Genomic DNA, 14,561 nt, shown 5'->3' on the forward strand with positions numbered 1-14,561 from the left:
ATCCGCCGCCGATTCAGTGGGTGATCACGCGATAGCAAGGCACGTAGGCCGAACCGCCCGGCAACTTCATGCGGTGCTGCTGCACGAAGGCCTGCAGCAGCTGGTCCAGCGCGCGCATGATGTCGACATCGCCGTCGATGGCGAACGGCCCGTTGCGCTCGATCGCCTGCACGCCCTCTTCCTTCACGTTGCCGGCGACGATGCCGGAGAACGCCCGCCGCAAGTCGGCGGCAAGCTCGTGACGCGGGCGGCCGTGGCGGATCTGCAGCGCACCCATCGCCTCGTGAGTGGGCCGGAACGGCTGCTGGAACTCCAGCGGGATCTGCAGCGCCCAGTTGAAGAAGAACGCGTCCTTGGTGTCGAGCCGGTTGTGGCGCACTTTCTCCAGCCCCTTGACCATCGTGCGCGCCACCGTCTGCGGATCGTCGACGATGATCTGGTAATGCCGCGCGACCTCGTCGCCGAGGGTCAGGCGCAGGAAGCGGTCGATCTGCTCGAAATAGGCGGCCGAATGGCGCGGGCCGGTGAAGATCAGCGGGAAGGGCGTGCTGGCGTTGTCCGGGTGCAGCAGGATGCCCAGCAGGTACAGGATCTCCTCGGCGGTACCGACGCCGCCGGGGAACACGATGATGCCGTGGCCCAGCCGCACGAACGCCTCCAGGCGCTTCTCGATATCCGGCATGATCACCAGGTGGTTGACGATCGGGTTCGGGGATTCGGCCGCGATGATGCCCGGCTCGGTGATGCCGATGTAGCGGTTGTGCCGGCGCCGCTGCTTGGCGTGCGAGATCGTGGCGCCCTTCATCGGCCCCTTCATCGCGCCCGGGCCGCAGCCGGTGCAGATGTCCAGCCCGCGCAGGCCGAGCTGGTAGCCGACCAGCTTGGAATAGTCGTACTCCTCGCGGGAGATGGAGTGGCCACCCCAGCACACCACCAGGTTCGGGTCCACCTGCGGCTTCAGGATGCGCGCGTTGCGCAGGATCTCGAACACGCCCTGGGTCAGCGCGGAAGAGGGGTCGAGATCGAGCCCGAGCTGTTCCAGCTGGGTCGACACGTAGACGATGTCGCGCACGACCGCGACGAGCAGCTCGTTGATGCCGCGGATGATCTCGCCGTCGACGAACGCCTGGGCCGGCGCGTTCGAGAGTTCGATCTTCATGCCGCGATCCTGCTGCAGCACCTGGATGTCGAAATCGGGGTACTGCTCCAGCATCGCGCGCGGGTCGTCGCTGACGTTGCCCGAGGTCAGCACTGCCAGCGCGCAGCGCCGCAGGAGCGCGTGCAGCCCCGAGCCGCTGGCACCGCGCAGGCGGGCCACCTCGTGGCGCGAGAGCACGTCGAGCCCGCCGATCGGGGTGATGCGGGCGCTGACCGCGCCCGGTTTGCCGGCACGGCCGGCCTGGAAATCATTCATCCACAACTCTCCTGCCGCTGACGACGTGACTGCCTCATGCAGCGTCGTGGCGGGTTGCCAAGCATCCGCTGCGCGAATCATCGGGTCAAGACAACACGATGCCGATGTGCCTTCGCAAAAAAAACCGGCACCCTGAGGTGCCGGTCGTTTCGGAACGATGCCGCGATCAGAACGTGTAGCGCAACGTCAGCATGGCCGACCAGCGCGACACCACGCGGGTCGGGTTGGAACCGGCGTCGTAGCGGATCAGCTGCTGCGGCTGGTAATTGCCGTTCTGGTCGGTGGGCAGGTAGTAGATGTACTGGCCTTGCGCATTCACGCCGTTGGATCCGGCCAGCGTGCGCGTGTTGAACTGGCCGTTGACGGTCTGGCCCCAGTCGCTGTCGAGCAGGTTGAGGAAGTTGTAGACGTCCAGACGCACGACGCCCTTGTTGCCCTTGAAGATGCCCGGGACTTCCTGCGAGAAGCTCATGTCGAGCTGATTGACCCAACCGTAATGATCGGTGTTGCGGCCGGCGATCTGGCCCCGGTGACGGCTCAGGTACTTGTTGCCCGCAATGTAGTCCTGGAACTGCTGGATCAGTTCGGGCGATGCGCTGCCGTAGCTGACCTTGGGGTCGTTCACCGTCGGGATGTAGATCGGGTCCTGATAGGTGATGCCGTCGCCGTTGACGTCGCCGGAGAAGATCCAGCTGTACGGCAGGCCGCTGTGGCCGCTGTAGAACGCCGACACGCTGGTCTTGTAGTTGCCGAAGAACGCATGCTGCCAGGTCAGCGACGCCTTGAGCGCCCGCGGGATGTTGCGGTCGGCGGTGGCGGCGACTTCGTCATTGACGTTTTCGCGCACCACGTACTTGTAGCCGGAGAACGCCTGCGAGCTGTTGCCCGGGTTGACCTCGGTGGCATGGCTGAAGGTAAGGCTCACGTTACCGAACCAGCTTTCCGAGAAGGGCTTGGCCAGCGCCAGGGTCAGGCTGTCGGACTTGCCCTTGCCGGTGTTGGTGAGCAGCGTGGACTGCTGGTCGAACGCCCGGTCGCGATTGGCCGCCGCATCCTTGTCCGCACCTTTGATGCTGCCGTTCTCGCCCGGCGTCTTCCAGTACTGGAAGCGGCCATCGGGCAACGTGCCGGTCGGCGCGCCGATGTTGATGGCCTTGTAGAAGATCGCGTTGTCGGCCTGGATATGCTGCAACTCCACCGAGCTGATCAGACCCCACCACGGCAATTCGGCATCGAATGCCAGGGTGGTCTTCCACACGCTGGGCAGCTTGAAGTCGGGGTCGATCGTGTCGACAATCCCCGATGGGACTAGCGTACTCGGAATGTTCTGGTGATACGGGTCCGGGCTGAACGCCGCATCCGCCGGATCGAACGACGAATAGCTGGCCACGGTAAGGCCGTTGTTCTGGTAGGGGTTGGTCATCCATACCGTGGGCGGCGTGGTCTGGAACAGGCCGATGCCGCCGCGCAACTGCATCATGCGCTCGGTGTTGAACGCGTAGTTGAACGCGAAGCGCGGCTCGACCACCTTGTTCTTGCTGCCCAGGCTGCTGTTGTTCGGGTAACCGAACGACTGCTGGAAGGCGGCGTTGTAGAACGGGGCATGGTCGGACTGCGGGATGTTCATGCGCAGGCCGTAGGTCACCGACAGGTTGTTGTTGACCTGCCAGGTGTCCTGGATGAACGGGCTGTACTGGCTGTACACCCACTGTGCCGCCACATCGTTGAGGGTGTAGCCCTGCGCCGGCTGGTACAAGTAGTACGAGGCGTAGTCGCGGTTCGCGAAATTGGTCAGCCCGTAGAACGTGTAATTGCCGTGCTCGGTGCGGCCGAACAGGTTGTAGATCTGGTCGCGCTGGAAGTCGATGCCGCCCTTGATGGTGTGGTCGCCAAGGAAATAGGTGCCGGCGATGAAGGCCGACCACTTCTTGGTGTTGATGGCATTCTCGTGGCGGTACTGATCCTCGCCCAGGTTGACCGACGGCCCCTTGTTGTCGTTGCTCAGGTAGACCTTCACCTGCGGCTGGTTGATCGCGTTGCCGGCCAGCTGTTCGAACGTCTGGTAGCTGATCTTGGCTTCGGTCGAGAAGTTCTCGCTCCAGTCATCGTAGAACTGCAGCGCGGCGTTCTTGGTCAGGCTGTCCTTGCTGTACCAGTAGCTGTCCAGGCCCACTTCCTTGGAGCTGTTGCCCTGCACGATGGGCTGGTTCTCCTTGGTGTACTGGTAGGTGAAGCTGGCACGATGGTCGTTGTTGATGTTCCAGTCGATCTTGCCGAGGTAGCGCTTGTCGGTCAGACCGACCGCACCGCCACCCAGGCTGCCCGGCTGCAGGCCAAGCGCCTTGGCGGTATCGATCACCTGCTGCAGGTCGCTGGGCGAGATCTTGTTGGAGGTGGACGCGCCGGTCAGCGACGGGTCCAGGCCGTTGGACGAGTCCGCGCCGATGCCGGTGGTCTTTTCCTGCTCGGCCGAGAAGAAGAAGAACAGCTTGTCCTTGATGATCGGGCCGCCCACGGTGACGCCGCCGGTCCAGTCGCGCTGGTAGCCGGTGTAGTCGTAACCGCGGTCGCCGTTGTCCAGCCAGCCGGCATTGCCGACCATCTTGTTGGCATTGCGATAGGCGTAATACACCGAGCCGTGAAACTCGTTGGTGCCCGACTTGGTGACCGCATTGATGTCGGCACCGACCGTGTCGGAGGTGACGTCGAAATTGGCGGTGGAGATGTTGTACTCGCCGATCGTGTCGACCGAGATCGGCGAACCCTGGTACGGCAGGCCATTGGCGTTGAGGCCGTAGGGGTCGCCCTGGGAAATGCCGTCGACGCTGATGTTGTTGAAGCGGTTCGGCAGGCCGGCCATCGAGATCGAACCGTCACCCTGGTCGGTCACGTTGATGCGCGGGTCGAGGCGCGCGATGTCGTCGATCGAACGGTTGCCCTGCGGCGTCGTCTCCAGCTCGCGCTGCGAGACGTTCATCGACAGGCCCTTGTTGTCCGCCGAGAAAATCTGGCTGAGCGCCGAGGTGGTGACCGTGACCGCGCTGAGGTCCTTGGCCTGAACCCCGGATGTGCTCATCTGCACGTTGATCGAGGATACCTGGCCCAGTTGCAGGTAGACGTTGTTCTTTTCCGCCTGCCCCATGCCCGTCTTGGACACGGTGATGTCGAACGGGCCGCCCACGCGCAGGCCCTGCGCGGTGTAGCGGCCGTCGGCGTCGGTGGTGACCGTCTTGGTGGTGCCTGACGGCTCATGCACGATCTGCACGGTGGCTCCGGCCACCGGCTGGCCGCTGGCGTCGACGATTCGTCCCGTCGCGCCGGAGGAGGTCACGTTCTGGGCGGCGGCCGGCGCGCCCGCAAGCAACGCAGCAATCGCAAACGGCAGCAATTTGGTGCGAATTCGGCTGTTCATGTCTTGTTCGTCCCTCGAGTCAACGACAAAAGAAAAGTATGTACGGAATCAAACATGCCGCGACCCGGGATGGCCCAGGCATGGTGGCGAAGCGTTTGATGGTCCTGCTTGGCTCCCGGCAGCGGTCCGCGCGGGACCGATGCGGGCGGCTGGCAGCTGTCTCCCTCTGCCAACCAATTGTTAAAAGAATTTTAACGGCATTGTATGACACTTTCATGCCAGTGGCACGTCACCCCGGCGACGGCCAACCGCCCCCGCGGGGCATGGTTTTCAGGGCATCGAACGCAGGAACGAGGCCACGCCGGACATGAACATCTGTACCGACAAGGCGATCAGCAGCATGCCCATCACGCGCTCCAGCGCGGTCAGCACGCTCTCGCCCAGCCAGCGGAACAGGTAGGTCGAGCTGAGCAGGATGATCGCCGTGGCCAGCCACGCCAGCAGCAGCGCGAGCACCCAATCCGCGGTGCGCCCGGGCTGGGTGTTGGTGAGCAGCAGCAGCGCGGCCATCGCCGAGGGCCCGGCCACGCCGGGGATCGCCATGGGCACGATGAAGGGCTCGCCCTGCCCCGGCTTGCCGAAGATGCCGCTGCCGTCGGCCGGCGGGAACACCATGCGGATGCCGATCAGGAACAGCACGATGCCGCCGGCGACGCTGATCGAGTCGGGCTTGAGCTGCATCAGGTGCAGGAACTGCTGGCCGCCGAACAGGAACACCAGCAGCACGCCGAGCGCGATCAGCAGCTCGCGCACCATCACCCGGCGCCGGCGCCGCGGCGGCACGTCCTTGAGCAGGCTGAGGAAGATCGGAATGTTGCCCAGCGGGTCCATGATCAGGAACAACATGATGCCCGCCGACAACGTGGTCATTTGCGCTTCCATTTCGACTCCCTGCAGTCAGGTTTGCGACGTGCCCCGATCGTGGATGCGCGGCGGGAGCCTGCCCGCGAGCTCTACGAGCGAAGGTCCAGCACCGCGCCGCGTGCCGCCCGCGCCTGCGGGCCGAGCAGATAGATGGCCGCATCGGCAGTGGCGTCCGGCGTGGGCTGCTGCATGATGTCGTCGCCGAAATAGGCCAGCCGGCGCAACGCCGTGCGCATCGGCGCGGGCAGCAGCGCGTGCACGCGCAGCGAAGTCTCGTCGGTTTCCTCGTGCAGGATCGCCGCCAACCGCTCCAGCGCGGCCTTGGACACGCCGTAACCGCCCCAGTGTGCACGTCGCAGCAGGTCAGGGCTGTCCAGCACGAACACCACGGCGCTGTCGGCAGCCTCGGTCAGCAGTGGCATGCAAGCCTGGGTCAGGGCGAACGGCGCGTTGACGTTGACGTGCATCGCGCGCAGCCAGTCGTCCGGTCGCTGCATGGAAATCGGCGTGAGCCCGGCGAAACTGGCCGCGCAATGCACGATGCCGTCGAGACGGCCGAGGTCGCGCTGCAAGCCCTCGGCCAGTGCGGCGTACTCGCGCGGCGTGGCCACTTCCATGTCCAGCGGATGGATCACCGGCTCGGCCAGGCCCTCCTCGCCCATCGCGTCGTAAAGCTTCTCCAGCTGCCGCTTGCGCTTGCCGGTGATGACCACGGTGGCGCCGGCCAGCGTGGCCGCGCGCACCACCGCGCTGCCGAGCCCGCCATAGGCGCCGGTGACCAGGATCACGCGACCGGCGAGGCTGCCGGCCTCGGGCTGCCAATCGGCCGGCAGGCGCGCCACGGGCAAGCCGCTCAAGAGGCGGCCCCCGCCACGTCGCTGGCCATGCGCGCGAGTTCGCCGGAGGACATCAGCTCCTCGATGATGTCGCAGCCGCCGATCAACTCGCCGTTGATGAACAGTTGCGGGAACGTCGGCCAGTTCGCGAAGTGCGGCAGCGCGGCGCGCACTTGCGGGTCGGCCAGCACGTTGACTGCGTGGAATGTCGCTCCTGCCCGAGTCAGCGCCTGCGCCGCGCGACTTGAAAAACCGCACATGGGATATTGCGGCGTGCCTTTCATGAAAAGCACGATGGGATGCTCGGCCAGCATCGCCTTGATTGGCTCGTTGATGTCCATGGTGGTGTTTCATCTTTACAATGCAGGCAAGCCGCTATTGTATCAGCCGCCCGTCGGCCGCCACCTGTTGCGCCGACATTTTCTCCCTCAGCAACATCCCAAGGAGTCGCTCATGGCCATCGAACTTCCCCCGCTTCCGTACGAAAAGAATGCATTGGAGCCGCACGTCTCCGCCGAGACGCTCGAGTACCACTACGGCAAGCACCACCAGGCCTATGTGACCAACCTCAACAAGCAGATCGAAGGCACCGAGTTCGCCGACGCGAAACTCGAGGACATCATCCGCAAGTCCTCCGGCGGCATCTTCAACAACGCCGCGCAGACCTGGAACCACACCTTCTACTGGAACTCGATGAGCCCGAACGGTGGCGGCGAACCCACCGGCAAGCTCGCCGACGCGATCAACAAGGCGTTCGGCTCGGTGGCCAAGTTCAAGGAGGAGTTCAGCAAATCCGCCGCCGGCAACTTCGGCTCCGGCTGGACCTGGCTGGTGCAGCGCCCGGATGGCTCGCTCGGCATCGTGAACACGTCCAACGCCGGTACGCCGATCACCGGCAGCGACAAGCCGCTGCTCACCGCCGACGTGTGGGAGCACGCCTACTACATCGACTACCGCAACGCGCGCCCGAAGTATCTGGAGGCGTTCTGGAACCTGGTCAACTGGGATTTCGCGGCGAAGAACCTGGCCTGATCCCACGGCTCACCGGAAAAAGGCGGCGCCAATGGCGCCGCCTTTTTCATGCCCGCTTTTGCACGAGCGCACCCTGTGCGCGATGGTTCCGGGTCACGTGACGAAAGGCTCGCGCACAGACGGGGGTGCGATCCTACCGGCCCGTCAGCGCACGCAACACGGGCGCCACCTGCGCCTCGCGCCCCAGCGCCTGCGCGACGTCGCGCAAGCGTGACGCCAGCGTGGCGGCATCGGGCGCGCACACGGTGGCATGACCGACCTTGCGCCCCTGCCGCGCCTGCTTGCCGTAGTCGTGCCAGTGGGCATCCACGCCGCGCAGCACCGGCGCGGCATCGGGCAACTCGCCGATCCAGTTGAACATGGCCGCCATGCCGCGCACGTTGGTGTCTCCCAGCGGCAGGCCGAGCACGGCGCGCACGTGGTTCTCGAACTGGCTGGCATGCGCGCCCTCGATCGTCCAATGGCCGGAGTTGTGCACGCGCGGGGCCATTTCGTTGCCGAGCAATTCGCCGTCGCGCACGAACAGTTCCAGCGCGAACACGCCGACGTAGCCCAGGCGTTCGGCCAGGATGCGCGCGTGCTCGCTGGCGCGCTGCTGTAGCGGGCCGAGGTCCGGCGCCGGTGCGAGGCTCATCGACAACACGCCGTCGACGTGCCAGTTGCCGGTCAGCGGCCAGGTGCGGAACTCGCCGTCGCGCCCGCGCACGGCGATCACCGACAGCTCGCGCTCGAACGGCACGAAGGCTTCCAGGATCAGCCCCAGCGTGGCCGCCTGGGCACCCAGCGCCGCCCAGGCCGCATCCGCGTCGGCCGCCGTGGCCAGCCGGAACTGGCCCTTGCCGTCGTAACCCAGGCGACGCGTCTTGAGGATGGCCGGGGCGCCGACCGCGGCCAGCGCCTGATCCAGCTGCTCGCGGGTGTCGACCGCCATGAATTCGGTGGTGGGCAGGCCGCAGGCGCGGAACAGGTTTTTCTCGGCCAGCCGGTCCTGCGCCACCGCCAGCGCCTCGGGCGCCGGGTGCACGGCGACCCGTTCGGCCAGCCAGTGCGCGGTATCGGCCGGCACGTTCTCGAAATCGAAGGTGACCACGTCCACCCGACGGGCGAACGCCTCCAGCGCGGCGCGATCGTCCCAACCGGCCACCACCAGCGGCGCCACCTGGCCGGCGCACGCATCGGCGGAGCCATCCACGACCAGGCAGTTCGCGCCCAGCGGCGCGGCGGCCACGGCCAGCATGCGGGCGAGTTGCCCGCCGCCGAGGATGCCCACCACCGGCTGCTTGCGGTCGCTCATGCCCGCGGGTCCGGCTGGGCGAGCACGGCTCGCGTCTGGCGCGCGCGCCATTGATCCAGCGCATCGGCCAGCGCGTGATCGTGCAGGGCCAGCACAGCGGCGGCCAGCAAGGCGGCATTGACCGCCCCGGCACGTCCGATCGCCAGCGTACCGACCGGAACCCCTGCCGGCATCTGCGCGATCGACAGCAGCGAGTCCATGCCGTTGAGTGCCTTCGACTGGACCGGCACGCCGAACACCGGCAGGCGGGTCTTGGCTGCCAGCATGCCCGGCAGGTGGGCGGCGCCACCGGCGCCGGCAACGACGACCTGGATGCCCCGCCCGGCCGCTTGTTCGGCGTAGCTGAACAGCAGATCCGGCGTACGGTGGGCCGAGACCACGCGAACCTCGTGTGCCACACCCAGCTCGGTCAGCACGTCGGCGGCGTGCTGCATGGTTTCCCAATCCGAATGCGAACCCATCACCACGCCCACGCGTGGTGTTTCTGTGGCTGCTGTCATGGCCGGAGTGTCCAAAAACCGTTATTGTACGGGCTTTCCCGGCCCGACACACCCGAACCCCGATGATGGACAAGCGCCTGCTCGACATCCTGTGCTGCCCCGTCAGCAAGACCCCGCTGCGATCGGTGACGCGCCCGCAACTGGAGGCGCTGAACGAGGCCATCGCCGCGGGCAAGGTCGACACGGTGGCCGGCGTGCCGGTGCGCGAGCGGGTGGCCGAGGCGCTGATCACCACCGACCGCAAGGTCATTTACCGCATCGAGGACGGCATTCCGGTGATGCTGCCGGAGGAAGGCATCGGCACCTTGCAACTGGCCGATTTCCCCACCGGCCAGGGCTAGCGCGTCGTGGCGGGCGGGAATGGGCATGACAGGCGTGCGCGAATTGGCTTATTGTCGGCCTCTGCGCAAGCCTGCAGGGTCCGGCCGTGCGTGCTACAGGTCAGGGGAACAGGGCGATGAACGAGGCCAATGAGCCAACCCGCGTAGTCAACTTGAATCAGCGCCTGGACCCGTCCAGCGAGCGCGTGGGCGAGTTGCTCAATGCCGTGCGCAGCATCGCCAACAAGCGCCTGCAGCAGTGGGTGGGCAATGCCTTCGAGCAGGTCGACGACGCCCTGTTCGACCTCGCCGAGAAGGCCGAGAACAACGCGGCGCAGATGCACTACTTCGACGGCATGCGCGAGGTGCGCAAGCGTCGCCCCGGCATCGAGCGCAACTTCCTCAACGCCATCGCGCGCAAGCTCGGCGATCTGGCGCACCCGGGCAAGGCCACCGCACCGGCGGGGCCATCCTCGCTCGGCACCGCCGAACTGACCCTCGTGGCCGAAAGCGACCTGGAAGAATCGCTGGCGATCACCAGCATGATCAGCAAGAACGACGCGCGCCTGGCGCGTGACCTGTTCGCGGTCAACCAGCGCCTGTCGGTGATCTGCGGCGGCTACAAGATCGAGGACACCAGCAACCCGGTGGCGCCGGCCACGCTGTCCCAGGCGTTCCGCGAAGCGCTGCAGGAACTCAGCGCAGACATGCGCGTCAAGCTGATCATCTACAAGCTGTTCGATCGCTACGTGCTGTCGCTGCTGGAGGAGCTGTACCAGGAGATCAACACGGAGCTGGTCCGCGCCGGCGTGTTGCCGCAGCTGCGCCACGGCCTGCTGCGCGGCGGTCAGGCCAAGGGTGGCAGCGGCACCCCGGCGGGAGCCGCGGCCACGGCGGCGGCTGCCATGGACGACGGCACCGAGATCTCCGACGACCTGCTGCATACCCTGCACGCGCTGTTCAGTGCACGCCGCGGCAACGCCGGCGGTGGCCGCATGGCCAGCGGGGGCGGCACGGCGGCGGCCGGGGGTTCGCTGCCGTCGGTCAACGAACTGCTCGGCGCACTCAGCGTGCTGCAGAGCCAGATCAGCAACAGCGGACCGGTCAACTACGACGAATCCGACGACGCCGGCGCGCTCAGCCGCGAAGTCCTGCAGCTGAAGACCCAGCTGCTGGCCCAGATCGGTGCCCTGCGCGGCGAACGACCCAGCCATGTGGCCAGCATGGACGAGGACACGATCGACCTGGTCGGCATGCTGTTCGAGTTCATCCTTGAGGACCGCAACCTGCCCGCAGCGATGCAGGTGATGCTGGCGCGGCTGCAGATTCCCTATCTCAAGGCGGCGATCCTCGACCGCAAGATGTTCTCGCACCGCCAGCACCCGGCACGCCGGTTGCTGGACAGCCTGGCCGAACAGGCCAAGAGCTGGTCGGAGGAGTCCGACCGCGACCATCGCCTGCACGAGAAGGTGAAGTCGATCGTCGACCAACTGCTGCACGATTTCGACGACGACATGGGCATCTTCGAGCGCCTGTTGACCGACCTGCAGCAGTTCCAGGACGTCAACAAGCGGCGCTCCGAGCTGGCCGAGCAGCGCGTGGCCGAATCCGCGCGTGGCCGCGAGAAGCTGGAACAGGCACGCCGCCGCGCCGCCCGCGAGATCCTCGAGCGCATCGGCAGCCAGAAGCTGCCACCGCTGATCCACGGCGTGCTGGCGCGTGCCTGGGCCAACCACCTGGTGCTGACCCTGCTGCGCCAGGGCGAGGACTCGCCCGAGTTCAAGACCGCCTTGCGCTTCATCGACGAGTTCATCGCCAGCACCCGGCCGGCCAACGACACCACCAGCCGACAGGCCCTGCGGCAGATGCTGCCGGGTATCGAACGAGCGCTGCGCCAGGGCCTGGCCAACGTCGCTTTCCAGGAACAGGACGTCGAACGCCTGCTGGGCCAGCTGCACGCCTACTATCGCCAGCAGCTGGGCGAAACGACCGCGTCGGAAACGCCGGACGTCGCCGCCGCAGCCGAGGAGGACGTCGCGATGCTGGCGATCCCGGACAGCATCCAGCCGGTCATCGACCGCCAGACGGCACCCGCGGACATCCTGGAAGAAGAGGAAGAGCTGGCCGAGGTGCCGCCGGACAGCCCGGAGTGGTACCAGGTGCAGGCGCTGCAACCGGGCAACTGGCTGGAGTTCACGCTCGACGACGAGGCTCCGGCACGCGCCAAGCTGTCGTGGATCAGCCCGATGAGCGGCCGCTACCTGTTCGTCAACCGTCGCGGCCTGAAGGTCGCCGATTACGCCCCGCGCGAGCTGGCCGGCCTGTTTGCGGACGGCAAGGCGCGCGTGCTGGCAGCCAACGCACTGTTCGATCGCGCGATGACCGCGATCGTCGGCAAGCTCAGCCAGGCCGGCGACGACACGCCCGCCAGCGGCACCGCTCCCACGGACACCGAATGACCGCCACGCCCCGTTTCGCACCGCCCGCTGCCGCCCAGATCGCCGCTGATGTCGAACGCGCCCTGACCGAGGATCTCGGCCAGGGCGATGCCACCGCCGCCCTGCTCCCGGCCGATGCGCGGGCGCAGGCCCGGCTCACCTGCCGCGACGCCGCCGTGATTGCCGGCAGCGCCTGGTTCGACGCCTGCTTCCGGCGGCTGGACCCTTCGGTGCAGATCGACTGGCGGGTAAGCGACGGCGACCAGGTCGCCCCCGGCACGCTGCTCTGCAGCCTGTCCGGACACGCCCGCTCGCTGGTTACCGCCGAACGTACGGCGCTCAACTTCCTGCAACTGCTCTCGGCCACCGCCACTACCACCGCTCGCCATGTCGCCGCGGTAGCCGGCACCGCCGTGCGCGTGCTCGACACCCGCAAGACCGTGCCCGGCCTGCGCGTCGCGCAGAAATATGCCGTGCGCTGCGGCGGCGGCCACAACCAGCGCATGGGCCTGTACGACGCGATCCTGGTCAAGGAGAACCACATCATCGCCGCCGGCGGCATCGCCGCGGCGGTGTCGGCTGCGCGCCGGCTGCACCCCGACCTGCCGCTGGAGGTGGAAGTGGAGAACCTCGACGAGCTCGAACAGGCCCTGCAAGCCGGCGTGGACCGCATCATGCTCGACAACTTCGAGCTGGAGCAGATGCGCGAGGCCGTGGCGCGCACGGCCGGCCGCGTGCCGCTGGAGATTTCCGGCAACGTCGACCTGCAGACCATCGGCGACTTTGCCCGCACCGGCGTGGATTTCATCTCGGTCGGCGCACTGACCAAACACGTGCACGCGATCGACCTCTCGCTGCGCCTGCAATTGCTCTGACCCTGGCTTGCGCGGGCGCCGGCGCGCCCACACACTGGGTGCATGTCCGATTTCTCCGCCCTCGTCCTGCTGCTGGTGCTCGGCGCCGCCGTGGGGCTGTGGCTGAAGCTCAGCGTGGCGCGCGAACGCGCGGTGCGGATCGCGCGACAACAGTGCCATTTGCACGGCCTGCAATTGCTGGACGAGACGGTGGGCATGCGTGCACTGCGCCTGCGCCGGGTCAACGGCCTGCGCCGGGTCGAGCGGGGTTACGGTTTCGAAGTCAGCATCGACGGGCACGATCGCGAGCCGGGCCGGCTGTGGATGATCGGCGACGCGCTGACCGGCCTGAGCCTGCCGGTGGTCGAGCCGCTGGCAGTCGCAAGCACGCCCGAAGACGGCTTTGCAGCCTCGTCGGGGAAGGTCGTGGCATTGCGTCCGCGGCGGGCCGATCGACAGCCCTGAAACGGCAGCCGCCCGACGGGGCGGCAACGGGTTACTTCACCACGCGCAGGTGCGGCGTCGCGCGCTTGGGCTTGTCGCCCCCCTCATCGGCTGCAGGGGCGGGGCCGTCCGGCGGCGGCTCGTTCGGCGGAGTGTCGCCGCCCTCGCCTTCGGCCGGAAACATCATGCCCTGGCCGTTCTCCTGCGCATACAGAGCCAGCACGGCCTGCACCGGAATCTGGATCGCCTGGCTGACCCCGGAGAAACGCGCCTGGAAGCTGATCCATTCGTTGCCGAGATCGAGGTTGGCCACCGCGCGGGTAGCCAGGTTGAGCACTACCTGGCCGTTCTGGATCACCTGTGGCGGCACCCGCACGCCGGCCACGCCGGCATCGACCAGCACGTAAGGGGTCAGGTTGTTGTCGGAAATCCAGTCGTAGATCGCCCGCAGCAGGTACGGGCGATTCGAGCTCATGGCGATGGCGTCATGCTTGCTCATGGACCGGCCGCATGGCCTTTTCCTCGTCGGTCATGCTGCGTGCAAAACCCTGGCTGTGGAACAGGCGCTCGCCGTAATCGACGATCGACTTGCCCTCGCGGCCCAGATCCACGCCGAGCCAGGGCAGCCGCCAGATCACCGGCGCCACCAGGCAATCGGCCAGGCTCATCTCGGGGTTGAGGAAGAACCGCGAGGCCTTGAACAGCGGCACCGTGGAGAGCAGGTGTTCGCGCAACCGCTTGCGTGCCGCATCCGCCGGACGGCCGCCTGCGCGGATCTTGTCCACCTCGGGCAACCAGTCCTTCTCGATCCGCACGGCCGCCACGCGCAGGCGCGCGCGCGATTGCGGGTCGATCGGCATCAGCGGTGGGTGCGGGTAGCGCTCGTCGATGTATTCGCACACCACCGCGGTATCGAACAACGTCAGGTCGCGGTCGATCAGGGTCGGCGTGCTGCCGTACGGGTTGAGATCGAGCAGGTCCTGCGGTGGCCGGGCGTGGTCCACCAGCACCCGTTCGTAGCTGACCCCCTTGGCGGCCAGCACCAGTCGGGCACGATGGCACTGGATGTCATCGGCCGTGGTGTACAGCGTCAATGCGTTACGCAAGCGGGGGTTTTGAACCATGCGCGATTTCCCCATCGGTGAGACAGACG

14 protein-coding genes are annotated in these 14,561 nt (G+C 66.9%); 5 read left to right on the plus strand and 9 right to left on the minus strand.

Features of this window, described 5'->3' with window-relative positions; translation table 11 throughout:
• Nucleotides 1-13 precede the first annotated feature (13 nt).
• The 5 genes from ppnN to grxD all read right to left on the minus strand — a co-directional run bounded on the left by ppnN (nt 14) and on the right by grxD (nt 6,867).
• Nucleotides 14-1,414 carry a nucleotide 5'-monophosphate nucleosidase PpnN gene (gene ppnN, locus ACVCMI_RS14350; RefSeq protein WP_447098363.1) on the minus strand — a complete coding sequence of 467 codons (1,401 nt, stop codon included), beginning with the start codon at nt 1,412-1,414 and terminating at the stop codon, nt 14-16.
• A gap of 166 nt (nt 1,415-1,580) precedes the next feature.
• A complete protein-coding gene (locus ACVCMI_RS14355; RefSeq protein ID WP_447098362.1) occupies nt 1,581-4,826 on the minus strand; it encodes a TonB-dependent receptor in 3,246 nt (1,081 codons plus the stop codon).
• A gap of 270 nt (nt 4,827-5,096) precedes the next feature.
• Nucleotides 5,097-5,696, minus strand: a complete 600-nt coding sequence (locus ACVCMI_RS14360) for a YhgN family NAAT transporter (RefSeq protein WP_395119760.1) — start codon at nt 5,694-5,696, stop codon at nt 5,097-5,099.
• Between the two features lie 83 nt (nt 5,697-5,779).
• Nucleotides 5,780-6,547, minus strand: coding sequence for an SDR family NAD(P)-dependent oxidoreductase (locus tag ACVCMI_RS14365; RefSeq protein ID WP_447098361.1), 768 nt, complete (start codon nt 6,545-6,547; stop codon nt 5,780-5,782).
• Entirely contained in the window at nt 6,544-6,867 is a 324-nt protein-coding gene (gene grxD / locus ACVCMI_RS14370; RefSeq protein ID WP_395119762.1) for a Grx4 family monothiol glutaredoxin, read from the minus strand. The genes ACVCMI_RS14365 and grxD overlap by 4 nt, the downstream gene beginning before the upstream one ends.
• Before the next feature lie 112 nt (nt 6,868-6,979).
• Here grxD and sodB point away from each other — a divergent pair, with 112 nt between their 5' ends.
• Entirely contained in the window at nt 6,980-7,558 is a 579-nt protein-coding gene (gene sodB, locus ACVCMI_RS14375; RefSeq protein ID WP_395119763.1) for a superoxide dismutase [Fe], read from the plus strand.
• A gap of 133 nt (nt 7,559-7,691) precedes the next feature.
• Here sodB and ACVCMI_RS14380 read toward each other — a convergent pair whose 3' ends face one another.
• Nucleotides 7,692-8,852, minus strand: a complete 1,161-nt coding sequence (locus ACVCMI_RS14380) for a 5-(carboxyamino)imidazole ribonucleotide synthase (RefSeq protein ID WP_447098360.1) — start codon at nt 8,850-8,852, stop codon at nt 7,692-7,694.
• The gene (gene purE, locus ACVCMI_RS14385) at nt 8,849-9,352 is read right to left on the minus strand and encodes a 5-(carboxyamino)imidazole ribonucleotide mutase (RefSeq protein ID WP_395119765.1); all 504 of its coding nucleotides are present in this window, start codon (nt 9,350-9,352) and stop codon (nt 8,849-8,851) included. The genes ACVCMI_RS14380 and purE overlap by 4 nt, the downstream gene beginning before the upstream one ends.
• Before the next feature lie 65 nt (nt 9,353-9,417).
• Here purE and ACVCMI_RS14390 point away from each other — a divergent pair, with 65 nt between their 5' ends.
• From ACVCMI_RS14390 to ACVCMI_RS14405, 4 genes are all read left to right on the plus strand, one after another.
• On the plus strand, nt 9,418-9,693 hold the full coding sequence (locus ACVCMI_RS14390; protein WP_395121223.1) for a Trm112 family protein: 276 nt from the start codon (nt 9,418-9,420) through the stop codon (nt 9,691-9,693).
• 116 nt (nt 9,694-9,809) lie between these two features.
• Entirely contained in the window at nt 9,810-12,131 is a 2,322-nt protein-coding gene (locus ACVCMI_RS14395; RefSeq protein WP_395119766.1) for a DUF1631 domain-containing protein, read from the plus strand.
• Nucleotides 12,128-12,985, plus strand: coding sequence for a carboxylating nicotinate-nucleotide diphosphorylase (gene nadC / locus ACVCMI_RS14400; protein WP_447098359.1), 858 nt, complete (start codon nt 12,128-12,130; stop codon nt 12,983-12,985). The genes ACVCMI_RS14395 and nadC overlap by 4 nt, the downstream gene beginning before the upstream one ends.
• A 42-nt stretch (nt 12,986-13,027) precedes the next feature.
• The gene (locus tag ACVCMI_RS14405) at nt 13,028-13,429 is read left to right on the plus strand and encodes a DUF3301 domain-containing protein (protein WP_395119768.1); all 402 of its coding nucleotides are present in this window, start codon (nt 13,028-13,030) and stop codon (nt 13,427-13,429) included.
• A gap of 31 nt (nt 13,430-13,460) precedes the next feature.
• Here ACVCMI_RS14405 and ACVCMI_RS14410 read toward each other — a convergent pair whose 3' ends face one another.
• Nucleotides 13,461-13,907 carry a ClpXP protease specificity-enhancing factor gene (locus ACVCMI_RS14410; protein ID WP_395119769.1) on the minus strand — a complete coding sequence of 149 codons (447 nt, stop codon included), beginning with the start codon at nt 13,905-13,907 and terminating at the stop codon, nt 13,461-13,463.
• A complete protein-coding gene (locus ACVCMI_RS14415) occupies nt 13,894-14,532 on the minus strand; it encodes a glutathione S-transferase N-terminal domain-containing protein (protein WP_395119770.1) in 639 nt (212 codons plus the stop codon). Before ACVCMI_RS14415 ends, ACVCMI_RS14410 begins: the two co-directional genes overlap by 14 nt.
• Nucleotides 14,533-14,561: the final 29 nt, after the last annotated feature.

It is taken from the genome of Rhodanobacter sp. UC4448_H15 (assembly GCF_052978265.1).